Origin of the sequence: Acetobacter indonesiensis, from assembly GCF_000963945.1 — a bacterium.
GTDB classification, from domain to species: Bacteria; Pseudomonadota; Alphaproteobacteria; order Acetobacterales; family Acetobacteraceae; genus Acetobacter; species Acetobacter indonesiensis.
Genome location: NZ_BAMW01000030.1, coordinates 146497 through 172305 on the forward strand (window position 1 = coordinate 146497; position 25809 = coordinate 172305).

Genomic DNA, 25809 nt, shown 5'->3' on the forward strand with positions numbered 1-25809 from the left:
AAAATGACAGGCCGTTAACAGGGCGACATCTGCGCTCTGCTAACGGCCTGTATTGTTATGTGACAGGAGAGAAGTCGTGAACCGTCAGAACAGCACAGGCCCAGCCTTTCTGGAAACACTGGAGCAGGTGAATGGCGGTCGGTCATGGCTGGCCAATCTGGGGGCGTTTGTCTGCGTTCTGGCTATGCTGGGTGCGGCTAATCTGATCTGCCAGTATGGGCTGCACATAGATCTGTCTTATGTGCTGCGTATCCTGATTGCAGGGGTAGCCGCCTATTTTTTCCTGCCCCTGTTTATTCTCTGGTTGTGGCGGGGGCGTTAAGGCGCTTTTCAAGCAGCACCAAGACCTTCTGCGCCAGAGAGCAAAGACAAAAAAACCGGACAATTCGTCCGGTTTTTTATTGGCCTTATGTGTCTGTAATCAGCGTGGCGTGCGGCGCGTTAGCTGGCTTACGTCACGCACGGCACCGCGTGCGGCGCTGGTTGTCAGGGCGGCATAGGCTTTCAGTGCGTTAGACACAACGCGGTCACGGTTGGGCTGCCACGCCTGATCGCCCTTGTCATCCATGCGTTCACGACGGGCAGAAAGCTCGCTATCCGCCACGGCAACAGACAGGCGGCGGTTGGGGATATCAATTTCAATAATATCTCCTTCTTCAACCAGACCGATTGTGCCGCCTTCACCTGCTTCTGGTGAAATATGGCCAATCGACAGCCCAGAGCTACCGCCAGAAAAACGGCCATCTGTAATCAGGGCGCATTTTTCAGCCAGCCCTTTTGATTTCAGATAGCTGGTCGGGTACAGCATTTCCTGCATGCCGGGGCCACCTTTTGGCCCTTCATACCGGATCAGAACAACATCGCCCGGGTTGATCTTGTTGGTGAGAATAGCGGAAACCGCGTCATCCTGACTTTCAAAAATGCGGGCAGGACCAGAGAAGGTTTCAAGCCCGGCTGCAACACCAGCCGTTTTCACAATCGCGCCGTCTTCGGCAATGTTGCCGTACAGCACGGCCAGACCACCATCCTTGCTATAGGCATGGGCGGCGTCACGAATGGCGCCGGTGCTCTGGTTTTTATCCAGTTCCTTGTAGGTGCTTGACTGGGAAAAAGCCTGTGTGGTGCGAACGCCACCGGGGGCAGCGCGGAAGAAGGCCTCGGCTTCAGGGCGGCTTTCGCCGCTGGCCGGGCGAATATCCCATTGTGCCAGCGCATCGGTCAGTGATGGGGCGTGAACCATCGGGATATCGTTATGCAGCAGGCCCATACGGTTCAGTTCACCCATAATGGCCGGAATGCCCCCGGCGCGGTGAACATCTTCCATATGCACATCGGGGCGAGAGGGAGACACTTTGCACAGATTGGGAACACGACGGGAAAGCTGGTCAATGTCTTTCATGGTGAAAGGCACCTGACCTTCATGCGCTGCGGCCAGAAGATGCAGCACCGTGTTGGTGGAGCCACCCATGGCGATATCAACCGACATGGCGTTTTCAAACGCCTGCATGGAGGCAATGTTGCGGGGCAGCACGCTTTCGTCTTCCTGTTCGTAACAACGGCGGGCCATGTCCACAATGCGTTTGCCTGCTTCTACAAACAGGCCGCGCCGTGCAGCATGGGTTGCCACCAGACTGCCATTGCCGGGCAGCGACAGACCCAGTGCTTCGGTCAGGCAGTTCATGGAATTGGCGGTGAACATGCCAGAACATGACCCACAGGTCGGGCAGGCGGAGCGTTCGATCACTTCGGAGTCAGCTTCGCTAACATCCGGGTTGGCGGCGGCCACCATGGACGTCACAAGGTCGGCGCGCTGCTCAATATCATTCAGGGTTACGCGTCCGGCTTCCATCGGGCCACCGGAGACAAAAATGGTGGGGATGTTCAGCCGCATAGCGGCCATCAGCATGCCGGGGGTAATCTTGTCACAGTTGCTGATGCACACCAATGCGTCCGCACAGTGGGCATTCACCATATATTCAACGGCGTCAGCAATCAGTTCACGCGATGGCAGGCTGTACAGCATGCCCCCATGACCCATGGCAATCCCGTCATCAACAGCAATGGTGTTGAATTCACGACCAATACCACCGGCTTCCGCAATGGAGTCGCACACTAGTTGACCGAGGTCTTTCAGGTGAACGTGGCCGGGTACGAACTGGGTAAAGGAATTGGCGACGGCAATAATGGGCTTGCCGAAATCGGAATCCTTCATGCCGGTGGCACGCCACAGGCTGCGGGCGCCTGCCATGTTGCGGCCATGGGTGGTGGTGCGGGAACGATAGCCGGCCATTGGGGGTCTCTCTGGTTGGGTCATGGTTCACAGCGGCCTGACAGAAGCAGACCAAAATCAGGAAAAATGCGCGGCAGGGGGCCGACACAAGGGCGGCACCTTACGGTACAAAGCGCTCTCTGTCAGGTAGCATCTGACTATCTGGTGCATGTGCCCCATAATTACTACAGTTTCATGACAAATTAGGATTTTTGGCAGTGTTTGCGCCATCATGCGGTTGCAGGCGGGCAGGGGGTTCAGTATTCCTCGCTTCGCCCGATTGCAGATCGGAAACGGAGTGCAGATGGACGTATCCGCAAAGCCGCCCGCCCAGATGGATGGCCAAAAACATCGCAGGAGCGGAGGGTTCGCAGGGGACCCACTGTTCAAAATGCTGGTCATGGCAACAGGCATAGGCGTGTTGCTGGTGCTTGGCGCGATCATTGCTGTCATGAGCATTGGCGGGTTCCCGGCCTTCAAGGCATTTGGTCCCGGCTTTCTTGTCTCTGCGGTCTGGAATCCTGTTTCCCAGCATTTTGGTGCCGCTGCCCCGGTTTTCGGCACGCTGGCCAGTAGTGCCCTGGGGCTGCTGATTGCCGTGCCGCTGGCGTTTGGCACGGCTTTCTGGCTGACAGCGTTGGCCCCGCCTGTGCCCGCGGCCATTATTGGTATGGCGGTGCAGCTTCTGGCGGCCGTGCCTTCCATCATTTTCGGGATGTGGGGTTTCTTTGTGCTGGTGCCGCCTATGGCACATTATGTACAGCCCTTCGCCCGGCATATGTTCGGCCATATTCCCGGTCTTTCGGCTCTGGTCTCTGGCGCGCCGTTTGGTACGGGCATGCTAACGGCGGGGTTGATCCTTGCCATTATGGTCATGCCCTCCATCACCGCGGTCATGCGGGATGTGTTCACGTCCATGCCGACCGTTCTGCGCGAGAGTGCTTACGGTCTGGGGGCGACCCGGTGGGAAGTCATGCGTCAGGTTGTGCTGCCGTGGTCGCGTCAGGGTGTTGTGGGTGGTATTGTTCTGGGCATGGGCCGCGCCATGGGGGAAACCATGGCCGTAACCTTCGTGATTGGTGACAGCAACCACATTGGGTGGTCCCTTTTTGCGCCAGCCAACACCATTGCGTCCCTTATTGCGCTTGAATTCCCCGAAAGCCCGGCAGGTAGCCTGAAGCTGGCGTCGTTGATGGCTTTGGGGGCCATTCTGATGGCAATCTCTTTCGTGACATTGTGGTGCTCCCGCATTCTGCTTGCGCGGGGCGAAGCACAGGCAGGAAAACGGTCATGAGCGCCAGCCAGACATCCACGCGTCCGGGACGCGCCAAGAAATCTGCTTCACGCGCGGTGCAGCGCAAGATCATGGACAGACTGGCTACCGGCATGAGCTGGGCCGCAATGCTGATTGTGGTGTTTGTCCTAGGCTCGATTATCTGGACGCTCCTGAAAAACGGTCTGCCGGGGCTGACCGCCAGCCTGTTTACCAAATCCATGGGCGCTCCGGGTCAGGACGGTGGCCTGGCTAACGCCATTATGGGCAGCATCCTTCAGACAGGGCTTGCCATTCTGCTGGGGGCCCCTGCCGGGTTGCTGACAGGGATTTATCTGGCTGAATATGGCAGCGAGAGCGCATTGGCGCGGGCCGTGCGATTTGTGTCTGACATGCTTCTGTCAGCGCCTTCCATCCTGATCGGCCTGTTTGTCTATATGGTTCTGGTGGCACCTTTGGGCCACTTTTCCGGTTATGCTGGGTCAGTTGCACTGGCTATTCTGGCCATGCCGATCATGGTGCGCACAACCGAAGACATGCTGCGTCTGGTGCCTCTTTCCATGCGTGAAGCCGGTATTGCGCTGGGTGCCCCGAAATGGCGCGTTATTCTGTTTATCTGCGTGCGGGCTGCGCGCGGCGGTATCATGACCGGCGTGTTGCTGGCTATTGCGCGCGTGGCGGGTGAAACAGCGCCACTGCTGTTTACCTCGCTGGGTAATTCGGAGTGGTCACTGAACATGGGGCGACCCATGGCAAGCCTTCCGGTCGCCATTTATCAATATGCAGGCTCTGCCTATCAGGACTGGATGCAGCAGGCCTGGACAGGCGCGCTTCTGGTCACGCTGGGCGTGCTGATTATCAATATTGTGGTGCGGGTGGGTATCCACGGAGGACGGACATGAACGGAGACACCATGAGCAGCACCATGCAGAACGATGCGTCTAACCTGACGGCTGATGCAGTTGGCGAAACCGCCCATCCGCTGGCGTTACAGGTTCGCAATCTGGACTTTTTCTACGGAAAGTCCCGTGCGTTGCACAATATCTCCCTTGATTTCCCCGAGCGGAGTGTCACTGGGATGATTGGCCCCTCAGGCTGCGGTAAATCAACCCTGCTGCGTGTGCTCAACCGGATGTATGATCTGTATCCCGGCCAGAAAGCCACGGGTGAGGTTCTGTTTGATGGTCAGAACATTCTGGCGGCGGGCGTTGACCTGAATGTGCTGCGTTCACGCATCGGCATGGTGTTCCAGAAGCCGACCCCATTCCCCATGTCCATTTATGATAACATTGCCTTTGGTATCCGCCTGCACGAACGGGTCAGCCGATCGGAAATGGATGGGCGGGTAGAAGACGCGCTGCGGCGTGTTGCCCTGTGGCCGGAAGTGAAAGACCGCTTGCAGGCCTCTGCCACGGCTATGTCTGGTGGACAGCAGCAGCGTCTGTGCATTGCCCGCACGATTGCCACCCGCCCCGAAGTTATTCTGCTTGATGAACCCACATCAGCCCTTGATCCGGTGTCTACCGCCCGTATCGAAGAATTGCTGGATGAACTGAAAACCGAATTCACCATCGCCATTGTCACGCATAACATGCAGCAGGCTGCACGTTGTGCGGATCAGGTGGCCTTCTTCTACCTTGGCGAGCTGGTGGAAGTTGATAGCACAGCCCGCATGTTTACCACCCCGCGTGAAAGCCGTACGCAGGATTACATTACCGGCCGCTTTGGCTGAACAGGGAGGACACACCGATGGGGACTGAACCAGCGCATACCGTCACCCGCTATGATCAGGAGCTTGACCGCCTGCGCGGGATAGTGGCCCGCATGGGGGGTCTGGTGGAACGTCAGACCGCACAAGCTATTGCCGCCGTTGTAGATCAAGACGAAGACGCAGCTCTTGAACCGCCTGAACTGGATGTGGAGGTTGACGCGCTTGAGCGCGATGCCGAAAGTCTGGCAATCCGCATTCTGGCCCTGCGTGCCCCCATGGCGGTTGACCTGCGTCTGATTGTAGCTGTGCTGAAAATCACAGGCGATCTTGAACGTGTGGGTGATTACGCATCCAGCATTGCGCGCCGTGCGCTCAAGGTCGAACCGCTGGATGGTGCCATGTCCTTCACCGCGCTGCGCGGTATGGGACGGCTGGTGCAGGAAAATCTGCATCGCGCGATTGAAGCCATGGCCAACAACGACAGCGAACGGGCTATGGAAGTCTGGAATGCCGATACCGCTGTAGATGAAATGTACACCGCCATGTTCCGTGAACTGGTGACATACATGATGGAAGATCCTCGTAAAATCGGTCCTTGTATTCATCTGCTGTTCGTTGCCAAAAATCTGGAACGTATTGGCGACCATGCCACCAATATTGCAGAACGTGTCTATTACGCGGTAACGGGTGAAATGCTTCCGGCAATTCGTCCCCGTGGTGGGGCCGCACGAAAAAGCAGCTAAAGGTCTATGCCTTGCACTGCCTGAAAGACAAAGAAGGGGTGCAGGAAATGAGGTTGAAACACAGTCTGGCTGCTCTGCTTTTTTTGACGCTGGCAGGCTGTGCTGAAACACCAAATGAGTGCGTCGTTCATACCCTTGGCACTCTGCCTGTTCTGAATGATCATGGTTCGCCTATCGTTGAGGTCACACTCAATGATAAAAAGGCCGCCATGATTGTTGATACCGGGGCCGATTTTTCCTCGGTCTCCGAATCCCTTACCAAACAATATGACATGACGCGTCTGTCCGCCTATGTCCCTGTGAACGGGGTCGGAGGGTTGGTCGATGCGTCTGTTTATAAGGTGGACAAGTTGGGGCTGGGCACGGGAACAACGCAGGATATTGCGTTGGTCGGGCTGCCCCGAACGCACGGTCAGATCAATGGTATTCCGATTGTCGGTCTTTTTGGCGGTGACTTTCTGACATCCTATGACGTCGTGTTCGATTTACCCGCACACAAGATCGATCTGTATCAGCTTCATGGGTGCCCGTCGCCAACCCCAATGTGGGATGGTCCGGTTTCCAAGCTTCGGTCAAGCCGTGAAGGGAAAACGCATATCGGTCTGAAGCTGGTGCTGAACAATTATAAAATTGACGCTATTCTTGACAGTGGTTCGTCCGCCACTGTGGTGCTGCCCCGTCAGGCGCATCATGCTGGTGTGTCCGAAGAACAGTTGGCAAATGATATTTCAACAAAAAGCCGGGGGATTGATCTGCACAGTCTCTCTGGTCATCTGCATCGGTTTGAACGATTGCAGATTGGCGATGAAGTTTTTCCTAATCCTCTTCTAGACGTCTCTCCGCTTAAAACGGATGGGGATGCTCTTCTGGGGGCAGATTTTCTGCGGCATAATCGGGTGTGGATTTCTAATCGGAATGATATGATTTACATCCAGCGACTATCACCTCCGCCGATGCAGGACCCGACATTTGAGCACGGCTTGCGGAAACGTCAGCTTACGCAGCCTGACATGCAGAAGCAGCCAACACCCTGAAGACCTAGTGTAGAAGTATAGGTCTTTAAGAAAATGTCCGCTTCAACCCCACATCTAATGAGAGCGGGCTGACACCCAGAAAATCCTGCATGGGTTTGATATCGAAATTCTTGTCTTCCAGCAGGCGGCGGATTTCGGTTGGCTCAATACGTGGAACACCGGGGAGCAACGGCGTTAACCGCGCCAGTAGCATCAGAATCGAAACAGGCACGGGCAACACTTGCCGACGCCGTAACCCTGCGGCCTGACAGACGAGTTCAATAAAGTGGCGGTAGGTCACGGGTGCCGCACCGGCAATGACCAGAGATTTCGGGCCCTGCCATGTCTTGTCCAGTGCTGCCAGAATGGAGGCTGTCACATCGCCCTGCCAGATGGGTTGCACAAGCGCCTTGCCGCCAACGGGTAACGGCACGACGGGCATGAACCGCAACAGGGATGCCAGCCGCTGAACATTATTTTCACCCTGCGCCCCGTAGATCATGGTGGGATGAAGAATGATCCCCGTTCGGCCCGATTCCATCAGCGCCTTTTCCCCCCGGAGCACCCCTTGGCCGTGGGCATCAGGCCAGCGGGTAAATTTCCGCGTGCTTCCCAGGCAGATCAGTTTGGTAGTGGTGGGGGCGGCGGCAATCAGCGCCGGAATATTACGGGCATGGGCTGTGCACACAATAGTGGTTGCATCTGCCAAAGCTGCACGCAGCGAGGCTTCCGGCCCTGTCAGATCAATCAGTCGGGCGTTTGGGAGGGATGCCGCAGCAGCAGGGTTTCGTACCAACGGGATAACGGCTCTACCCTCAGCCTGCAACGCAGCACAAAGCGCTGCGCCGGAGCGACCAGATGCCCCAATAACATGCACGCAGTGCTGCGTGACGGATGCATCTGACTGCATAGTTGCGCTCGTCCCTTCTAGCCTAGCGGAGCCTTGAGATGCTCAGGGTGCCTTGATAGTCAGGCCAATCTGCTGCGCGACCTGTGGCGAGGTGGAAAGCATGCTGATGGCGGCTGCAACAGCCATCATGGGCAAAGGCTGGGGAGGCCGCAGCGTAATGGTCAAAGGCCCTTTGCCGGGGTGGCGCAGATAGGTGGCAACCTGCGTCAGGGGAACAGAGGCCGTGGGGGATGGTGGCGCGAACTGGCTCTGTAGAGCGGCTGTCAGTTCTTCCGGTTTTACGCCCCGTGCTTTTGCCGCAGCATCCAACGCCTTCTCAACCAACCCGTGGTCTGTATAGGTAATGTTCAGCGCCATAACCTGCATGTCGCCTGCTCCGGCAGACAGAAGGGCTGTGGTGCTTGTCTGGCTGAAATCTCCATCCAGATTCAGGCGGCCCATGCCGGGTGCGTCCAGACTGAACTCATCCACATGCAGTTTGCCTGCCTTGAAGTCATGTGTGTCATTCAGCACGATTGATCCACGGAAGCGGTCGTACCCCAGCGCTGTCAGCATAGACAGGTTTGGCACTTCGGGCCATAGTTCCAGATTCTGCACACTGGAGACTTCTTTTTCGGCGGTGTCCGTGCGTGTGGCATGGGAATGCAGGGCAGCAAGGCGAAGCAGGGGGCCGGTCCCTTCCACACTTAGTTTTTCAACCTGAATGTCACGGGTGCCATTGTGGGCTGTGTACGGTGTACCGGCAGAAAGGCTGCCATACAGCCCCGCAAGATCAAGCCCATCAAGGATAAGAGACGCAGCGGTAATATGCCGCTGGGGGGCTACATCCGTTGACAGCTTGGCGTCATGGGCCTCAAGGCGCGATGCGTTGCTTGCACCGTAATCATCTATAATAAGAGACTGCGCTGACAGGTCAGATTGCAGACTGCTGACAAACCCATGCAGTTTGTCAGCTTCCGCGTGCCGAATTTCCAGCGCCTGTGCAGGCGAGCCCTGTGGTTCATCCGCTTTGGATGGCAGCGTCACATCATCCATACGCAGGGCGTCCAGATGCAGGCTGCCTGCCGGGTCAGCCAACTGGAAGTTGTGGAACGTCAGATGGCCGATTCGGTGGGGTTCTTCCCCACTTGCGGCCAGTTTTGATATTTCAGCCTCATCCGCCGTAATGGTTTCCGGCCCCTGACGGAACACAAGCCCGGAAAACTTCACGCTTCGGCCCAGCAGGCCAGGCCAGGCTTTCTGATAGGTGAAGGACGTATCAGGCCCCAGACTCTGCCGGAAACTGTCTATGCTCTTATCCAGCATGACATGTTCGGCATGGCGGGCAGCCAGCCAGCCCAGGCAGGCAACAGCGGCAACCCCACCAACTGTGACAACGACTTTTTTCTTCACCAGGCAGAAATCCTGTTTGTTTTTACCAGAAACTCTTCAACTCATGCCTTCTTTAATGCACTGCGGGGGCAGAGAGCAAGCGGGTGTACGGTAACATATTACCTGAAGAAAAACCGTTGAAATAACGGCCATGAACGCCAATTCCTCTTGACGAAGGGGGTTTGCATGCTCATAAGGCCCCATCTCTACAAGCTTACAGTCTTAACGGAATCATTCTCTATGAAGACAACCCTCTCGCTGAAACCTGCGGAGGTGACGAAGAACTGGATCCTGATCGATGCCGAAGGCCTCGCTCTTGGTCGTCTTGCCGTCATCATCGCTAACCGCCTTCGCGGCAAGCACAAGCCCCAGTTCACCCCGCACGTTGATTGCGGCGACCACGTGGTTGTCATCAACGCTGAAAAGGTGGCACTGACCGGCAACAAAGCTGGCCAGAAGCTGTTCCATTACCACACCGGTTATCCGGGCGGTATCAAGACCCGCACCATTTCCCAGCGTCTGGAAGGGAAAAACCCTGACCACGTTGTGGTGAAGGCCGTTGAGCGCATGATCACCCGTGGTCCGCTGCAGCGTCAGCAGATGCGCAGCCTGCATGTTTATGCTGGTGCCGCACACCCGCATGACGGTCAGCAGCCGCAGAAGCTGGACGTAGCGGCGCTGAACCGCAAAAACGTCGTTAACGCGCAGGAAGGCTGAGCATTATGTCTGAAACTCAGGAACGTACAGGCACGCTGGCTGATCTGAAGGGCGTTGTCCCGACAGCTCCGGAAGCTCCTGTTTATGAAGTAAAGCGCGATGCGCAGGGCCGTTCTTACGCTACGGGCCGTCGTAAAGACGCCGTTGCCCGCGTATGGATCAAGCCAGGTAAAGGCGACATCACCGTAAACGGCCGTCCGGTTGGCACCTACTTTGCCCGCCCTGTGCTGCGCATGCTGCTGACTCAGCCTTTCCTTGTGGCTGACCGTTACAACCAGTTCGACGTTGTTTGCACGGTTGTTGGTGGTGGTCTGTCCGGTCAGGCTGGTGCAGTGCGTCACGGTATCAGCCGTGCTCTGACCCACTATGAACCCGGCCTGCGCAGCATTCTGAAAGCTGCTGGCTTCCTGACCCGTGACTCTCGTCAGGTTGAACGTAAAAAATACGGTCGCGCCAAAGCCCGTCGTTCCTTCCAGTTCAGCAAGCGCTGATCTGCAAGAACGCTCGCTTTTGCGACACAGAAAGGCGGGAGAGGGTTTCCTCTCCCGCCTTTTTTGTATTTGGGGTTATGCAAATGGGGACTGGTGTCAAAATTAGTGCCAGTGCCAGTGCCAGTGCCAGTGCCAGTTTTGCCGGGAAATAGCCCCAGCAAAACTATGAATTGTTCCTTACGGTGAAAGAAACGCTTTGACGTCGCGCGCCAGCGCAGCCTTGCTTTCTGGGCGCGTGTAGAGCATGTGCCCACCGGGATACAGATGCAGACCAATGCGGTTACGCCCGACCGGAATATGTTCGGCTACCCAGCGAGACGAGGCAAAGGGGCAAGCCAGATCATAATAACCGTTGGCAATAAACACCCTGAGTGTTGGGTTCAGGGCCAGCAGGCGGCGTAGCACCGGAATCTGCCGTGCAATAAGTTCCCCATCACCACGGTAATCCCACGCGCCATTCACTTTCATGCTGAGCAGTTCGTAAGACAGATCAGTATGGAAATTAAGTGTTGTGGCGGCATACTGCTCAAACGCGGTGCCATAGGCACGGCCGAAGCCTGACAGAACAGGGTCCGGGCTGTCGCTATTGTCAACACCTTCGGGGAAGGGGTCTGCCACAGACAATGTGCCGTCATACAGCGAATAGAGGCGGCCATCCCGACTGCGTACGTCGTGCGCACTGGGGGCGGGGATGCCACGTTCCTTGGTGATAACGTCTAGGGGTAGGCCACTATGCGTCGCAACGTCGTCATAAAAATCATGCGCGGCATCGCCGGTAGGGGGCGTGTTCGCCAACGTGCTGAGGTAAGGCCCCAACGCGTAATGATAGGCTTCGTCCAGTTGATGGCCGACAGTGTCAGGTGACAACTTATGCTGCATTGCAAGGCGAGAGGCTTCGTATGACGGTAGAATCAGGGCTGAAGCCAGAATATTGTCACCGGTTGCCAGCAGTTGCATATCAAGCGCGGGCGAAATCATGACAATGCCGTTTACAAGCAGATTCTGCTGCTGGGCCAGAGCCTCTGCCACCTCAATCGACCGTATGCCGCCATAGCTTTCGCCCACCAGATAGCGTGGGGACGCCAGACGTTTATTGGTGCTGGCCCAAAGCTGAATGGTTTTGGCAAACGCGCGGGCGTCCTGCTTCACTCCGTAAAAAGTTTTGTCAGCCGTTTTTGCGTCTGTCGGAATTGACCAGCCGGTTCCCGGTGCATCCAGAAAGACCATATCGGTTTCAGGCAACCAGCTATCCGGGTTGGGGGCCAGATGCGCATTGGCACCATCCGTTGGGTTTCCCGACGGGAAAGACAGCATGGTTGGGCCTGCCGCCCCTAAATGCAGATAGGCCGTGGCAGCGCCCGGACCGCCATTAAAGAAAAAGGAAATAGGTCTGCGTGCCGGGTCTGCGCCATCCTGCGTGTAAGCTACATAGAACATACGGGCTGTGGGCTTACCGGCATCATCGCGCAGTATCAGCGTTCCTGCTTTGGCGGTGTAGCTGATTTTACGGCCAGCAAACGTGTCGGTGTGATGTGTGACGGCATCATCCGGCAGCAAAGCCGCTGTACCCTGAAAAACAGGTTGAGCGTCTTTGGGCGTTTCGGCTGCTGGCGTTGCTTTGGGGGACGGCGTTGCCGCGTAAGATGCACAAGGGGCTGCAGACAGGCAAAGCAGGGCAGTCAGAGCAATAGGGGCGCGGCTTTTGCGGCGTAAAAAAGAACCGTTGAATAAAACCGATGGAAACATGCGGGATTTATCTCCAGATACAAAGAATTCAGCCATGCCCTTGCTGCATTGCCGTATTTACAGGACAGAACTGGCAATTTTTTGACAAAATTGCATGTCTGAATCCGGATATCTTTTCCTGATACGTGTCAGGAAAGAAGGAAGGATTATTTATGCGGTTCATTCAAAAAATTGCCATTATGGGGTTGCCTCTTGCGACAGCTCTGGTTTCAGCATCGTCCGCTTATGCTGACCCATGCGCATCCCTGAGCGCCTGCACGCAGGAGCAGATTAAACAGGGGTGGGATAATACCCGGAACTCTGTCAAGAATGATACAAGCCAGTTTTCTTCTGACCTGAAAAACTCTGGCCAGTCAGCTAAAAACCGCCTGCAGGATAGCTGGAACAATGCCAGTGAAGAAAGCCGCCAGAAAGTGCTGGCGCAGCGCGATAGTCTAAAAAATGCGCAGAAAAGCGTGCAGGACAAATGGAACAATGCTGATGAAGCAACCCGCAAAAAATGGGAAGCCCAGCGGGATAGTCTGAAAAACACGGAGCAGAGCGCCCGTGATAAATGGAATAATGCCAGCCAGGAAACCCGCCAGAAATGGCAGAACAAGCTGAATACCACTGAAAAAAATGCACAGGATAAGTGGAAGAACGCTGATGAAGCGACCCGTCAAAAGTGGCAGGACAAGCTGACCAGTACCGAGAAAAATGCGCAGAATAAATGGAAAAATGCAGACGAAGCGACCCGCCAGAAATGGCAGAATAAGCTGACGGACACGCAAAAAAAATGGAGCAGCGCGGGTGAAAAATCCCGTCAGGGATGGCAGGCGCAGAAAGAGCGTCTGAATGCAGACCTGAAAGACGCAACCTCGCTGCCAAAACTGTAAGCTGCGTTAAAGCAGATACAGGTGAGCGCCTAATAAAAAAGGCCCTTCCTTTGCAGGATGGGCCTCTTCTTATGGGCTATGGCCTGACCATAGCCCCAGAGATATGATGCTTTCGGATCAGAACTCTTTGCGCTTGCGGCTGGAAGCCCCTTTGAAGGGAGCACCACCACCGCCGCCGCCACCTTTGCGGGGCGCACGCTTGCCTGGGCCACCTTCGCCACCGCTACCGCCACGGCCGGACTTACCCTTATAGGCGCTGTGCTGACGGGGCGCTGCTGCGGGCTCGACCGAGATTTCATCCGGGTCGGTTGCGGCGGCGCAGGCCTGAAAGCGTTCTGCCTTGTCTTGGGCAATTTCAACCAGCGTATGGTCAGGCTGAATACGGATTGCGCCGATATCCTGCTTCTTGATACCACCCAAGCGGCACAGCATGGGCACAAGCCATTTAGGGTCGGCACGGTCTTCACGGCCAACAGACAGGCGGAACCATGACCCTGCTTCACGCGGGGCGCGTGAGCGTTCACCACGTTCTTCACCATCCCGGCTTTTTTCACGTGGCATTTTCTTAACGGAACCGGGCGAAAGCACGCGCAGGCTTGCTGGCGTCGGCAGGCTGTCCTGCCACATGGTAATCAGGGCCGTCGCAAGCTGTTCGGCTGAATGGCTTTCCGTGATTTTGTTAATCAGGTCACGGGTTTCACCCGCTTCAGGCACATCCGCATTCAGTGCGGGGGACGCCAGAAGACGTTCAGCATCCGCAGTGGCAATCGCTTCGGGTGTGGGGGCACCACTCCACTCGGCTTCAACCTTGGCTCCTTCAAGCAGACGCTCTGCCAGACGGCGGCGGCTTGGCGGCACCAGCAGAACGCAGGTGCCCTTGCGGCCTGCGCGGCCCGTGCGGCCTGAACGGTGCAGCAGGGTTGCAGGGTTGGATGGCAGGCTGGCGTGAATCACCAGACCCAGATCAGGGATATCAATGCCACGGGCTGCAACGTCTGTAGCCACGCAGACGCGTGCCTGACCATGACGCAGGCTTTCAATGGCGCGACTCCGTTCGTTCTGCCCCAGATCCCCTGAAATGGCGACGGAAGAGAATCCCCGTTCGGTCAGAATACCCTGCAACTGCCGTACTGCTTCACGTGTGTGGCAGAACACAATAGCTGTCGGCGATTCAATCAGACGCAGCACGTTCACAATTGCTCCGGCCATGTCAGACTGGTCAGTCAGGATGGCACGGTAGGAAATGTCGGTGTGCGGTGCGCTGCCAGATTGCGTATCAATGCGCAGGGCATCGTTCTGATAACGACGGGCCAGAGCAGCAATGTCGCGGGCAATGGTGGCAGAAAACAGCAACGTGCGGCGCGTATCCGGCATTGCTTTCAGCAGGGTTTCCAGTTCATCCCGGAAGCCCAGATCAAGCATTTCGTCAGCTTCATCCAGCACAACGGCGCGCAGGTTTGACAGGACAAGCTGCCCGCGTGACAGATGGTCACACAGACGGCCCGGCGTACCCACAACAATATGGCACCCGGCTGACAGAGAGCGGGCTTCCTTGCGCGGTTCCATGCCGCCAACACAGGAAACGATACGGGCACCGGTCTGGCCGTACAGCCATTCCAGTTCGTTACGTACCTGCAGGGCAAGTTCACGGGTTGGGGCAATAACAAGCGCTAGCGGCGCACCCGGCGGGGGGCAGCGTCCGTTGTCGTCCAGCAGCGTGTTGGCCATGGCCAGACCGAAAGCGACGGTTTTACCAGATCCGGTGCGTGCTGAAACGAGAAGGTCCCGCCCTTCAGCTTCAGGGGCCAGAACGGCGGCCTGAACAGGGGTTGCGGATTCGTACCCGCGAGCGGCAAGGGCGCTCGCAAGAGAGGCGGGGGCATTCTGAAAAGGCATAAGTCTTTAGGTCCAGGCAACAAGAATGATGGGGGGATAAAGGTTCCCCGCATGAAAGACCAGAGCCTGGTCGGAGAACTTTTTGCCCAAGGCGCTTTTTTGCAAGCGTGTGCTGTTACTGGAACGGGAGATAGCGGAAGTCCAGAAATATCTGACTCATACTGGTATCAGGACCACCACCCTGCCCCTTCCAGGCATCACGGCGAGAATAGGCCAACTGGGCTCCGGCTTCAACTGTTCCGTATTTTCCCTTCAGGAACCGATACCATGCGCCGACTGTTGCTTCCATCACGCTGCGGGTGTTGGCAGTGCAGCCCAACGTAGATAGTTCGACCTCACACCCGGCGTTGGAATAGTTCGGATTGCCGTAGCCGTATGACCCACCTTCATAGTTTGAATACCGTCGGCCTGCGGCCTGATAGCCAAAATAACCATACACATCGACCAGCGGGGTGGGGTGCGCAATGATGCCCCCTGTTGTCTGCACAGACGGGATGGGCACAGGTTCGCCGGTTGATTTCAGCGTGGCATCGGGTAGCAGCACCGAGCCATAACGCCCGATACCAACACCAGCCAGACCAGCCAGACGCATTTCAAGCTTGTGCGGAATGATTGGCAGCACCATGGATCCGCCGCCGCCGCCCGCAATGGCGGTGTTATTCCGGCCAGTCCCGACGGATGCTACGCGGTCATGCGGGAAGTGAAGAATACCTTCCGCTTCATAATGCCCCCATGATGGGTCCCACGCCACTTTTGCAATGACATCTGGCGCAATTTCGTTCGAGAACGGGGCATCATTAGTCAGACCCGTCCCGTTGCTGCTGATGGTGGCTGTTCTACCGGTGGGCAGCGTGACTGTGCCGTCGTTGTTGGTGAAGCCTGTGGTGTCATACAACGTAGCCGAGTTTTCGATGGAAAGCCCCAGCCAGAGTCGATGCTGAAGGAAGTCTTTCACAAACCGGAACTGAAGCTGACGTGCCCATGTCTGTCCGGCCAGCATGGACGATTCAATGGTTTCAGGCAGGCTTTCCTGACGCGGGATAATCCCGATCCGCCCTGGGGTCAGCATGCTCCATGCTTGCCCTGCCAAGAAGTGGAAGTTCCAGTCACTGTTATCGTACGCCATGTAAAGCTGCCGCATACGGAAGGCGTAGCTGTTACTTTCATAGGCATCGGTCGTGGCAGCCCCGGCACCGAAATCCATTTCATAAAATCCGGAAATGGTGGAGTGCGCATCAACATTGCCGCGTGCCATCAAAGAAATACGGCTGTAGCGGGCGCTGCCTTCAAAATTGTTGGTGTGATACCGGGATTCGTTGGGGTAGGGCATGTCTTGCCAGTAGTTGAACGTGCCCGATGCGACATGCCGGTTGGCCAGTACGGTTGAGGCATCAAGAAAGCCACCCAGTATCAGCGTGACAGGCCCCATGTGGAATATACCATGGTCACCCAGCGCCCCTGCGGCCTGCGCGCCAACGGTTTCACGGGCGTGGGGGCCAACACCGTTTTCTGCAATGCGGGAGATAATATCTTCTGCCCTGTGGCCAATGACAGAATCAACTTCCCGGTCTGTGGTGCCAGAAAAGACAGGTTGCGCGTCCGGCCCGGTAACATGATGCAGACCATGCCCGGTGTGCGTGTTCATGGCCGTTGTGGTTGTGCCTGTACCCATATCCCCGTCGCCACCGTGCTCGCTCCAGCCCCGGCTGTCTTCTGGGGCGGTAGTATGCGCTGTGTTATGGGCCGTCAGGGTATGGTGGCTGCCGGGTGTGCCGGGTTTGCTGCCGTGCATCAGGGCCGCTCTGTGCGCGGCAATCTGCTTCTGCATGCTCAGCATTGTTTTGGCCAGTTCACGCTGTTCAGCCTGAATGCGGGCCATCTGCTGTTCAAGCACATCCAGTGATGCACTTTCGTCTTCTGCTGCGTGCGCAACACCGCATGCCGGACCAAACACCGCGCCAGATGCCAGAACAGTTCCGACAAAAAGCCAGTTGCGTGCGTGTCGCAAAGTTGCGGCCGATATAAAACGGGAAGAACGCATGATTTTTTAGATAATCCGGGCAAGGGTGATTTATTTATTGTGAACCATTTCTTTGCCCCTTCCGTAAAGGCCAATGTATTTAAAAAATAATTTCATGAAGACGCGAACGTGCATTATGACATCTACAAAATTTACGGTGAAAGGCTGATACCAATGGCAAAGATGATTCATTCCATGATCCGCGTTCTGGATGAAGCACGTTCGCTTGCGTTTTATGAAACAGCACTTGGCCTGAAAGTGGCCCAGCGTGTGGCCTTTGACAGTTTCACCCTGATCTATCTGGCAAATGACGAGCAGACGTTTGAACTGGAACTGACTGTCAATCATGGCCGCACCGAACCCTATGCGTTAGGGGATGGATATGGACATCTTGCCGTCTCGGTGGATGATCTGGCTTCTGAACATGGACGCTTGGATGATGCGGGACTAACCCTTACGCCCATCAAGACGCTGGAAAATAATGGGCAGGTTGTCGGGATGTTTTTCTTCCTGACAGACCCCGATGGTTATAAGATTGAAGTGCTCCAGCGTGGTGCACCGGGGCGTTTTCTCTAATTTATTGCGGCTGAAAACGGCAGTTCCTGATCGGAATGGCTTTGGAGGCCAATCTCGCTTATAAGGCGCACGATGTTGACCTCCTTTTACAAGATGCACGGGCTCGGGAATGATTTTGTCATTTTCGACGAGCGCACGGGCCACCTGCCGCTTACCCCGGTGCGCATCGCAGCGCTTGCCCATCGGCGGCGGGGCATCGGGTGCGACCAGTTGGTGACGCTGCGGCCCGCCTGTGCCGAGGGGGCGGATGTATTCGTGCGCTTTTTCAATCCGGACGGGTCTGAAGCCGGAGCGTGTGGCAATGCGTCCCGCTGTGTTGCAGATCTGATCTGGCGGCAGACAGGGAACCGAACCCCCGTTCTTCAGACGCGCGCCGGGTGTCTACCTGCAAACATTGCGCCCGATGGTCTTGTTACTGTTGATATGGGCGAACCCCAGACCCAGTGGCAGCAGATCCCTTTGTCTGACCCGCTTGATACCCTCAGCCTGCCTTTGGTTGGCAGCCCTGCGGCGGTGTCCATGGGCAACCCGCATGCAACGTTTTTTGTGGATGATTTTTCGATGCTCAGCCAGGGTTCCGCGCTTGAGCATGACCCGCTCTTTCCTGATCGCGCCAATATCGGCTTCGCGCTTGTTGAAAACCCGACGCGTATGCGCCTGAAAGTGCATGAACGGGGGGCAGGGGTGACAGAGGCCTGTGGCTCTGGTGCCTGTGCAGCAGTGGTCAATGCCGTCCGGCGTGGGCTGGTGGAGCGTATTTGCGAGGTCGAACTTGATGGGGGTGTGTTGCGCATTGAATGGGCAGCCAACAACCATGTGTTGATGACGGGCAGTGCCACCATGGCGTTTGAAGGGACGGTCGATCTTGCCGCCTATGCATCATGACGCAGCCTGAAATCCTGACGTTTGGCTGTCGCCTGAACACATGGGAAAGCGAAGTCATGCGTGAGCATGCTGCCGCGCTGGATGATGTGATTATCGTCAATACCTGTGCTGTCACGGGCGAGGCAGAACGCCAGGCCCGGCAGGCCATTCGTCGGGCGCACCGTGATAAACCCACAGCCCGTATTGTGGTGACCGGGTGCGCCGCCCAGATTGACCCAGACCGTTGGGCGGCTTTGCCCGGTGTTACTCGTGTGCTGGGCAATGAGGAAAAGCTGAAGGCGGAAAGCTGGTCTCCTTCCGCCATGAACGAGGCCCGGGCTGTCTCCGACATTATGGCTGCCAAGGAAACAGCAGCGCATCTGGTTACGGAGTTTGCCGGGCGTACGCGTGCCTTTGTGCAGGTGCAGCAAGGGTGTGACCATCGGTGCACGTTCTGCATCATCCCCTTCGGGCGTGGGCCGTCTCGGTCAGCTCCCGTCGGGGTGGTGGTTGAACAGGTGCGCGCCTTGGTCGAATCGGGCTACCGGGAAGTGGTGCTGACCGGCGTGGACATGACAAGCTGGGGCGGAGACCTGCCGGGAACGCCATCACTGGGGCAGTTATGCCGCCGCGTGTTGGCGCTGGTGCCGCAGCTTGAGCGGCTGCGCCTGTCATCAGTTGATCCTGTTGAAATTGATGAGGACATCTGGCGTCTGCTTGAGCATGAACCGCGCTTTATGCCGTATCTGCATCTGTCGTTGCAGGCCGGGTCTGACCTGATCCTCAAACGCATGAAGCGGCGGCATCTGGCGCAGGATGCAGCAGACGTCATTGCCCGCGCCCGCGCCCTGCGGCCAGACATTGGCATCGGCGCAGACGTAATCGCAGGCTTCCCGACAGAGGATGCAAGTCTGTTTGAAGAAACCCGTTCGTTTCTTGAACAGCAGGGCGTGCCTTACCTGCATGTCTTCCCCTATAGCGAACGCCCCGGTACCCCGGCGGCCCGTATGCGCGCCGTTCCCGTGCCAGAACGTAAGGCTCGCGCTGCGCAGTTGCGTGACGTAGGGGCAGCGTCTGCCCGCCGTTATTTTGAAGGGCTGGTAGGGCAGGAATTGCGGGTTCTGATGGAAACGTCCACATCCGGCCACAGTGAACAGTTTGCCCCTGTGCGTCTGGCGCAGGGTGCAGCAGATATTGGTGAGATTATCAGCCTGCGGGCCGTGACGGTGGATGAAACCGGCCTGCTGGCAGAAAGGGTTTAAGGATGGCGCTAGGCTTTTTTTCACGCCTCAAGCAGGGGCTTTCCCGCTCCACGCAGAAACTGGGCGGCGGCCTGACCTCGGTTTTCACCAAGCGTAAACTTGATGATGAAGCGCTGGAAGAACTGGAAGACCTGCTGATTACGGCAGATCTTGGCCCGAATGTTGCTGAACGCATTATCGAGTCCTTCCGTCGTTCCCGCTTCGGCACGGAGGTGACGGATGAGGAGATTCGCACCGCTCTGGCCGATGAAATCGCGCAGATACTCGAACCTGTTGCGGTGCCGTTTGTGCCAGACCCTGCCCACAAACCGCATGTCGTGTTGGTTGTGGGCGTCAACGGTACCGGAAAAACGACCACCATTGGCAAAATGGCGCGCTTTTTTACCGATGAAGGTAAAAAAGTGATGATGGTAGCCGGAGACACCTTCCGTGCCGCCGCTGTTGAGCAACTTCAGATATGGGGCGAGCGCACAGGGTGTCCGGTTATTGCCGGCCCGCCAAACTGTGATGCCGCCGGTCTGGCCTTTGAAGCCCTGAAGCGTGGCAAGGCAGAAGGCGCGGATCTTCTGTTTATTGATACGGCAGGCCGTCTGCACAACAAAAGTGCCCTGATGGAAGAACTTGCAAAAGTTATTCGTGTCATGCGCAAGTTTGATGAAACAGCACCTCACACCGTTCTCCTTGTTCTGGATGCCACAACGGGCCAAAATGCCATGGAGCAGGTTCGCGTGTTCCGTGAACTGGTGAATGTGACCGGGCTGGTTGTCACCAAACTTGACGGGTCTGCCCGTGGGGGCATTGTCGTGGCACTGGCAGACAGCTTTGGCTTGCCCGTACATGCCGTTGGTGTGGGTGAGCAGGCGGAAGATTTACGGCCGTTTCTGGCGCAGGATTATGCAAAAGGGCTGGTTGGTCTGCCCGACGCCTGAAAAAAGAACGTCAATAAGTGGCTTTTTTGCGCGAAGTGAAGGATTTTCCTGTGTGTGCTGGTGATGCTTCCTTGACAGGCCATAGCAGCCCCGTTAGCAAGCGCCTGCACCCCTCTGGAGGTGCGAAGAATGGGTAAAGAGAGCGACGAGTCTTTCTCCAAGCGTCTTGAGGCGGCAGAACGCCGTTCGGGGCTGGAAAAGAAAGATGAAAAAGCCAGCGCGGCGGAGGGAGATGAAAAATCTCTTCCAGCATTGGCGCTCCGGGCCGGGACGGAAATGATTTCCGCTCTGGTTGTGGGGGTTGCTGTCGGTTGGGGTCTGGACCACTGGTTCCATACCCGGGCCATTTTCCTGATTATCTTCGCGCTGCTGGGTGGAAGTGCAGGAGTGCTGAATGTCTGGCGGTTGGTCAAACCACCCCAGATCTGACATGGAAAGCTGCAAGCCCGGTAACGAGCCGGGCACAGTGGAGTAGGAGAACGGTTTTGGCGGGCGGTTCCAGTATCGACGTACTTGGTCAGTTCGAGCTTCATCCCGTTCTTGGCGGGCTTGGTGAAGCATTGCGCTTCAGTCAGTCTCCGCTTTACATGCTTGTGGCAGTCTGCCTGGTGCTGGCATTCCTGTATTTCGGGATGCGTCCTGCTGCTGTGGTGCCTGGTCGTTTTCAGGCCGCGGCAGAAGTGGCCTACGAATTTATCCGGAACATGGCGGTTGATACCATCGGGCCAGAAGGCGCTGCTTTCTTCCCGTTTATCTTTACGCTGTTCTTCTTCATTCTGGCCGGGAACTATATCGGCCTGCTGCCTTTCTCTTTCACCTTCACCAGCCACATTGCCGTAACCTTGGCACTCGCGCTGCTGGTTTTCCTTTTGTCGGTGATTGTCTCCCTTAAGGTGCAGGGCTTCCGCTTTTTCGCGCACTTCATGCCGGCTGGTGCCAGTCTGGCTCTTGCGCCACTGCTGATCCCGATTGAAATCCTGTCCTTTCTCTCTCGCCCCGTGAGCCTGTCTATCCGACTGTTTGCCAATATGGTCGCTGGGCACGTCATGTTTGATATTTTCGCAAGCTTTGTTGTCATGCTCGCCGGTTTTGGCGTGGTGGGTGACGTGTTTGCGATCGGGCCCATTGCCATTAACATGGCGCTGGTGGCTCTTGAGTTGCTTGTTGGTGTGCTGCAGGCCTATGTGTTTGCCATCCTGACGTGCATCTACCTGCGGGAGGCCGTGGCTCACTGAGCTGCTTTGCCCGTTTCGTTTGAACTGTACTTGAAACAAGGAAGTGACTGATATGGACATCGCTGCAGCCCGGGAAATCGGTGCAGGTATCGCCGTAATCGCCCTCGCCGGCGTTGGTATCGGCCTCGGCAACATCTTTTCAACGCTGGTGAGCAGCATTGCTCGTAACCCGGCTTCTCGCCCCCACGTTTTCGGTCTGGGCATGCTGGGCTTTGCGCTGACAGAAGCTATCGCTCTGTTCGCTCTGCTGATCGCGTTCCTGATCCTCTTCGTCTAAGAAGCCGTAGGGTAAAGGAGAAGTTCCTGTGGGTGTCATGATGAAGACTGTTCGTGCCGGTTTGCTCGCTGCGGTATCCGGCGTGTCTCTTCTGGCCATGGCGGCACCTGGTGCCTACGCCGCAGGGATGCCTCAGCTTGATTTTCACAATCCCCTGGTTACCGGTCAGGTAATCTGGGGTGCGGTGATCTTTCTGGGTTTCTACCTGGTGCTCAGCCGGGTAATGCTGCCGCGCGTTGGTCGTGTTCTGGAAGACCGTAGCACACGCATCTCGAATGATCTTGATGTTGCCCGTGCTGCCAAACAGGATGCCGATAAAGCCGTGGCAGAACTTCAGCAGGCCCGTAAGGATGCCCTGGCTGAAGCCCAAGCGAATTTGCAGAAAGCGCTGGATGAAGAACAGCGTGCTGCAGAACAGAAAATGCAGGAAATCAACGCCCGTCTTGCTTCTGAAATTTCAGAAGCAGAACAGCGCGTTGCTGCCGAAAAAAGCCGCGCCTTTGCCGCATTGAAGGATATCGCTGCTGATACCACACAGGCGCTTGTAAGCCGTCTGACTGGTACGGCTGCTGATGCTTCTCTGGTGGCGCAAAAGGTTGAGGGTGCTTCCGCGCACCTGTCGCTCTGATCTGCTTCGAGGGGAATATTCATCATGAATAACATTTTTCACGAAGCAGGCTTCTGGGTCGCTGTTTCTTTCGTTCTGTTCTTTGTTTTCTTTGGTCGCAAACTGTGGGGCCCCATCACTGCGGTGCTGGATAGCCGTGCAGCCCGCATTCGCGAAGAGCTTGATGAAGCTGCTCGTTTGCGCCGCGAAGCCGAGCAGATGCTGGAAGATGCCACGCGTGAGCGTGAGCAGGCTCTGGTTGAAGCGAAATCTGTTGTTGAGCAGTCTCGCAAGCATGCGGCTGAAGTCGCGGAAAAAGCCCGCGCTGAAGCTGAAGAAGCTGTGAAACGTCACGAGCAGATGGCTTATGACCGTATTGCCGCTGTTGAACGTGCTGCTGCAAAAGAAGTGCGTCAGGTTGCAATTGATGTTGCTGTTGAGGCAGCCCGCGGTGTGATCAGCCAGTCTCTGGACGCACAGAAAGCTGAATCATTGGTTGATAAAGCCATTGCTGACCTGCCCGCCGCTCTGGCGCGCCAGGCTGCCTGAGTTCAGCTCTGTGCTGATTGATCAGGTTTGACAGAACATACCTCTCTCCGGAGTGACACCACTCCGGTCCTGAGCATTGTTATCGCTGTTCTTGATGAACGCGATAACCTGCCTTTCGTCTGCAAGGAGCTGGCTGAAGCCTGCCAGAGCCTTCCCCCGACAGAAATTGTTTTTGTTGATGATGGCAGCCGGGATGACACGGTTGCTGTGCTTCAGCAGATGCGGGCTGAATGTCTCCCCAATTTGCGGGTTTTATCCCACGACCGTTGCTGCGGTAAATCCGCTGCCCTGCGTACCGGCATTACGGCCGCAAAGGGCGAATGGATTGCTACCATTGATGGCGATGGGCAGGATGATCCGCGTGAACTGATCGCCCTGCTGCGTCTGGCTCGCTCGGCTAACGGCACACCGCCTTTGGTCGTAGGTGTGCGTACGCGCAGGAAAGATGGCTGGTCTCGTCGCTTTGCGACCCGCTTTGCCAATGGTTTGCGTCGTCGCCTTTTACGTGATGATTGCCCGGATACGGGTGCGCCTATCAAACTGTTTCAGCGGGATGCTTTTTTACGGTTGCCGCAGTTTGAAGGTCTGCATCGTTTCCTGCCGGCATTATTCGGTTCGTATGGCGTGCCGCTTCTATGCCACCCGGTCAAACATCGGCCTCGTCTGCATGGCCAGTCAAAATATACCAACTTCAATCGCGCGCTTGTCGGCATTCGAGACCTGCTGGGCGTGATCTGGTTGCGAAACCGCACTCGGTTGCCAAAATCGGTCCGTGAATGCTGAAACCTCAGTCGGGCACACAGCCCTTGCCAGGTCGTGTTCTCGCTCTGCTGGGGTTATTCGCTTTTCTGCTGTTCCTGCCTGGACGGGCGTCAACGCCCCCCTTTGACCGGGACGAGCCTCGCTATATGGAAGCGACGGCCCAAATGCTTGAAAGCGGCAATTTTGTTGATGTTCGCTTTCAGGACAAGCCCCGCTATTTGCAGCCAGCAGGAATATACTGGCTGGAAGCTGCGGCTGTAGCTGCGTCCGGCACGCTGCCTGATCGGGCTGTATGGCCCTACCGTGTGCCGTCCTTACTGGCCATGTCAGCGTCCGTAATGCTCACAGCCTGGATGGGCTCGGTTCTGTTCGGTGCCCCAGCCGGGATTGCGGCGGCGGTCATGTTCATGGTGTCTGTGCTGGTTACGGCTGAAAGCCGGATGGGCACCATTGATTCCTGCTTGTTGTTAACGGTTTTGCTGGCGCAGGTCGCCGTGCTTCGTGCGCTGCTTGATTGTGAACGGCAAAAGAGCACGGTCTGGCAAACACCTGTTCTGTTCTGGGCTGCTATTGGCTGCGGGCTTATGCTCAAAGGGCCTGTTATTCTTATTCCGTCACTGGCAACGCCGCTTGCCATGGCGTGGGTTGACCGTAATTTCACCCTCTGGCTGCGGTTGCGTCCTTCATGGGGTTGGCTGATCTCGCTGGCTATTTTGCTGCCGTGGTGTGTTGCCATTGGTGTTGTCAGTCACGGTGAATTTTTCCGGAACGCGGTCGGTACAAATTTTCTGGGTAAGGTCTCTTCAGGCCAGCAGGCGCATGGTTTGCCACCCGGGTACCATGTTCTTGTTTTTCTAATTGCATTTTGGCCGGGGTCTTTTTTTGTGGCGGCCACGCTGCCAGCCATATGGAAAAACCGGACCACACAGGCTGTAAAATATTTGCTGTGCTGGATTCTTCCGCACTGGCTGGTATTTGAAGCCATTGCAACCAAACTGCCGCACTATGTGCTGCCCACCTATCCTGCCATTGCCATTCTGACAGCAGGCATGCTGGTGCGTGGCGCGCCGGTCTGGAATGAATGGCCAAAAGCCATCTGGGCGCGGGTGCTTTTGGGGGTTTATGGCGTTGCCTGGCTTCTGGTCGGGCTGGCGCTCTCTGTGGCAGGGCCGGTGCTTTTATGGAAAGTGGAGCACGTTGTCTCTCCCGCAGCCCTGATACTGGCTGCCGGGTGTCTGCCTCTGATAGTGCTTGCCTCTGCCTTGATCTGGAAGTCTGAGCTCCGCAAGGCGCTCCTTACCAGTGCCGCGTGTGCAGCGCTTCTTTATGTCGGGCTTTTTCTGGTTGTGGTGCCGCGCCTGCATAGTATCTGGCTGGCACCCCGCTTGGCTGATTTAGTGAAGACACATCGCCCATGTTCGCAGACAGAAGTGGCGTCAGTCTCCTTTTCTGAACCCAGTTTGGTTTTTTTACTTGGGGGCAAGGTCAAGTTGGTTGGCGCACAGCAGGCCGCCACCATGATGCTGAATAATCGTGCGTGTGCGGTCGCATTGGTTGATGATCATGACAAAGAACAGTTCCTGTCAGCACTGGGCGACGCACGGAGCAAAGTTGTGTCTCACGGTACCGTATCCGGGCTGAATTATTCAAACGGACACCATCTGAACATCAGTCTTTACGGACTATCTGCTGAATAATAATTGCTGACCGTTT

26 protein-coding genes are annotated in these 25809 nt (G+C 56.5%); 20 read left to right on the top strand and 6 right to left on the bottom strand.

Annotated features, from left to right (window positions below):
* Window positions 1–76: 76 nt before the first annotated feature.
* Window positions 77–322, top strand: coding sequence for a hypothetical protein (locus tag Abin_RS09380; protein ID WP_084593564.1), 246 nt, complete (start codon window positions 77–79; stop codon window positions 320–322).
* A gap of 99 nt (window positions 323–421) precedes the next feature.
* Here the strand turns inward: Abin_RS09380 and ilvD are convergent, their stop codons facing one another.
* On the bottom strand, window positions 422–2290 hold the full coding sequence (gene ilvD / locus Abin_RS09385; protein WP_048846219.1) for a dihydroxy-acid dehydratase: 1869 nt from the start codon (window positions 2288–2290) through the stop codon (window positions 422–424).
* Window positions 2291–2573: 283 nt separating this feature from the next.
* On the opposite strand from ilvD, the gene pstC reads away from it, so the two are divergent.
* Genes pstC through Abin_RS09410 form a run of 5 tightly spaced genes read left to right on the top strand, consistent with a single transcriptional unit; the run spans window position 2574 to window position 7030 of the window.
* On the top strand, window positions 2574–3563 hold the full coding sequence (pstC, locus tag Abin_RS09390) for a phosphate ABC transporter permease subunit PstC (protein WP_084593565.1): 990 nt from the start codon (window positions 2574–2576) through the stop codon (window positions 3561–3563).
* The gene (gene pstA, locus Abin_RS09395; RefSeq protein ID WP_048846221.1) at window positions 3560–4444 is read left to right on the top strand and encodes a phosphate ABC transporter permease PstA; all 885 of its coding nucleotides are present in this window, start codon (window positions 3560–3562) and stop codon (window positions 4442–4444) included. Before pstC ends, pstA begins: the two co-directional genes overlap by 4 nt.
* Before the next feature lie 23 nt (window positions 4445–4467).
* The gene (gene pstB, locus Abin_RS09400; protein WP_048846376.1) at window positions 4468–5274 is read left to right on the top strand and encodes a phosphate ABC transporter ATP-binding protein PstB; all 807 of its coding nucleotides are present in this window, start codon (window positions 4468–4470) and stop codon (window positions 5272–5274) included.
* Between the two features lie 17 nt (window positions 5275–5291).
* Window positions 5292–5996: a phosphate signaling complex protein PhoU gene (phoU, locus tag Abin_RS09405; protein WP_048846223.1), complete on the top strand. Its 705-nt coding sequence runs from the start codon at window positions 5292–5294 to the stop codon at window positions 5994–5996.
* 47 nt (window positions 5997–6043) lie between these two features.
* Complete coding sequence (locus Abin_RS09410; RefSeq protein ID WP_146867627.1) at window positions 6044–7030, top strand: retroviral-like aspartic protease family protein; 987 nt, start codon at window positions 6044–6046, stop codon at window positions 7028–7030.
* Window positions 7031–7055: 25 nt separating this feature from the next.
* Here the strand turns inward: Abin_RS09410 and Abin_RS09415 are convergent, their stop codons facing one another.
* Both Abin_RS09415 and Abin_RS09420 read right to left on the bottom strand, forming a co-directional pair.
* Window positions 7056–7919, bottom strand: a complete 864-nt coding sequence (locus Abin_RS09415) for an NAD(P)H-binding protein (RefSeq protein WP_048846227.1) — start codon at window positions 7917–7919, stop codon at window positions 7056–7058.
* A 42-nt stretch (window positions 7920–7961) separates the two neighbouring features.
* A complete protein-coding gene (locus tag Abin_RS09420) occupies window positions 7962–9311 on the bottom strand; it encodes a hypothetical protein (RefSeq protein WP_048846229.1) in 1350 nt (449 codons plus the stop codon).
* Window positions 9312–9530: 219 nt separating this feature from the next.
* Between Abin_RS09420 and rplM the strand changes: the two genes are divergently transcribed.
* Window positions 9531–10007, top strand: coding sequence for a 50S ribosomal protein L13 (gene rplM, locus Abin_RS09425; protein ID WP_048846231.1), 477 nt, complete (start codon window positions 9531–9533; stop codon window positions 10005–10007).
* A gap of 5 nt (window positions 10008–10012) precedes the next feature.
* Entirely contained in the window at window positions 10013–10498 is a 486-nt protein-coding gene (gene rpsI, locus Abin_RS09430; RefSeq protein ID WP_048846235.1) for a 30S ribosomal protein S9, read from the top strand.
* A gap of 177 nt (window positions 10499–10675) precedes the next feature.
* Here rpsI and Abin_RS09435 read toward each other — a convergent pair whose 3' ends face one another.
* Window positions 10676–12244 (bottom strand): S10 family peptidase, encoded by a 1569-nt coding sequence (locus Abin_RS09435; protein ID WP_048846378.1) that lies wholly within the window; start codon window positions 12242–12244, stop codon window positions 10676–10678.
* A 152-nt stretch (window positions 12245–12396) separates the two neighbouring features.
* Between Abin_RS09435 and Abin_RS09440 the strand changes: the two genes are divergently transcribed.
* Window positions 12397–13119, top strand: coding sequence for a hypothetical protein (locus tag Abin_RS09440; protein WP_048846238.1), 723 nt, complete (start codon window positions 12397–12399; stop codon window positions 13117–13119).
* Between the two features lie 117 nt (window positions 13120–13236).
* On the opposite strand, the gene Abin_RS09445 is transcribed toward Abin_RS09440, so the two are convergent.
* Together Abin_RS09445 and Abin_RS09450 are read right to left on the bottom strand one after the other, a co-directional pair.
* Window positions 13237–15015, bottom strand: a complete 1779-nt coding sequence (locus tag Abin_RS09445; protein ID WP_048846241.1) for a DEAD/DEAH box helicase — start codon at window positions 15013–15015, stop codon at window positions 13237–13239.
* A 115-nt stretch (window positions 15016–15130) separates the two neighbouring features.
* Window positions 15131–17056, bottom strand: a complete 1926-nt coding sequence (locus tag Abin_RS09450; RefSeq protein ID WP_048846242.1) for a hypothetical protein — start codon at window positions 17054–17056, stop codon at window positions 15131–15133.
* Between the two features lie 153 nt (window positions 17057–17209).
* Between Abin_RS09450 and Abin_RS09455 the strand changes: the two genes are divergently transcribed.
* The 11 genes from Abin_RS09455 (at window position 17210) to Abin_RS09505 (ending at window position 25793) form a co-directional block, all read left to right on the top strand.
* Window positions 17210–17611, top strand: coding sequence for a VOC family protein (locus Abin_RS09455; RefSeq protein ID WP_048846381.1), 402 nt, complete (start codon window positions 17210–17212; stop codon window positions 17609–17611).
* Between the two features lie 72 nt (window positions 17612–17683).
* Window positions 17684–18496, top strand: a complete 813-nt coding sequence (gene dapF, locus Abin_RS09460) for a diaminopimelate epimerase (protein ID WP_048846244.1) — start codon at window positions 17684–17686, stop codon at window positions 18494–18496.
* On the top strand, window positions 18493–19737 hold the full coding sequence (gene mtaB / locus Abin_RS09465) for a tRNA (N(6)-L-threonylcarbamoyladenosine(37)-C(2))-methylthiotransferase MtaB (RefSeq protein WP_048846247.1): 1245 nt from the start codon (window positions 18493–18495) through the stop codon (window positions 19735–19737). Before dapF ends, mtaB begins: the two co-directional genes overlap by 4 nt.
* Window positions 19738–19739: 2 nt before the next feature.
* The gene (ftsY, locus tag Abin_RS09470; protein WP_048846249.1) at window positions 19740–20666 is read left to right on the top strand and encodes a signal recognition particle-docking protein FtsY; all 927 of its coding nucleotides are present in this window, start codon (window positions 19740–19742) and stop codon (window positions 20664–20666) included.
* Window positions 20667–20795: 129 nt separating this feature from the next.
* Complete coding sequence (locus Abin_RS09475; RefSeq protein WP_048846251.1) at window positions 20796–21095, top strand: AtpZ/AtpI family protein; 300 nt, start codon at window positions 20796–20798, stop codon at window positions 21093–21095.
* A 56-nt stretch (window positions 21096–21151) separates the two neighbouring features.
* Complete coding sequence (locus tag Abin_RS09480; protein ID WP_048846253.1) at window positions 21152–21901, top strand: F0F1 ATP synthase subunit A; 750 nt, start codon at window positions 21152–21154, stop codon at window positions 21899–21901.
* Window positions 21902–21953: 52 nt separating this feature from the next.
* On the top strand, window positions 21954–22178 hold the full coding sequence (locus Abin_RS09485) for an ATP synthase subunit C family protein (RefSeq protein WP_003624142.1): 225 nt from the start codon (window positions 21954–21956) through the stop codon (window positions 22176–22178).
* Between the two features lie 37 nt (window positions 22179–22215).
* Entirely contained in the window at window positions 22216–22806 is a 591-nt protein-coding gene (locus tag Abin_RS09490) for a F0F1 ATP synthase subunit B family protein (RefSeq protein WP_048846383.1), read from the top strand.
* Window positions 22807–22821: 15 nt separating this feature from the next.
* Window positions 22822–23334, top strand: coding sequence for a F0F1 ATP synthase subunit B (atpF, locus tag Abin_RS09495; protein WP_255319286.1), 513 nt, complete (start codon window positions 22822–22824; stop codon window positions 23332–23334).
* A gap of 27 nt (window positions 23335–23361) precedes the next feature.
* A complete protein-coding gene (locus Abin_RS09500) occupies window positions 23362–24117 on the top strand; it encodes a glycosyltransferase family 2 protein (RefSeq protein ID WP_048846255.1) in 756 nt (251 codons plus the stop codon).
* On the top strand, window positions 24111–25793 hold the full coding sequence (locus Abin_RS09505) for an ArnT family glycosyltransferase (protein ID WP_048846257.1): 1683 nt from the start codon (window positions 24111–24113) through the stop codon (window positions 25791–25793). The genes Abin_RS09500 and Abin_RS09505 overlap by 7 nt, the downstream gene beginning before the upstream one ends.
* The last annotated feature ends 16 nt before the right edge of the window (window positions 25794–25809 follow it).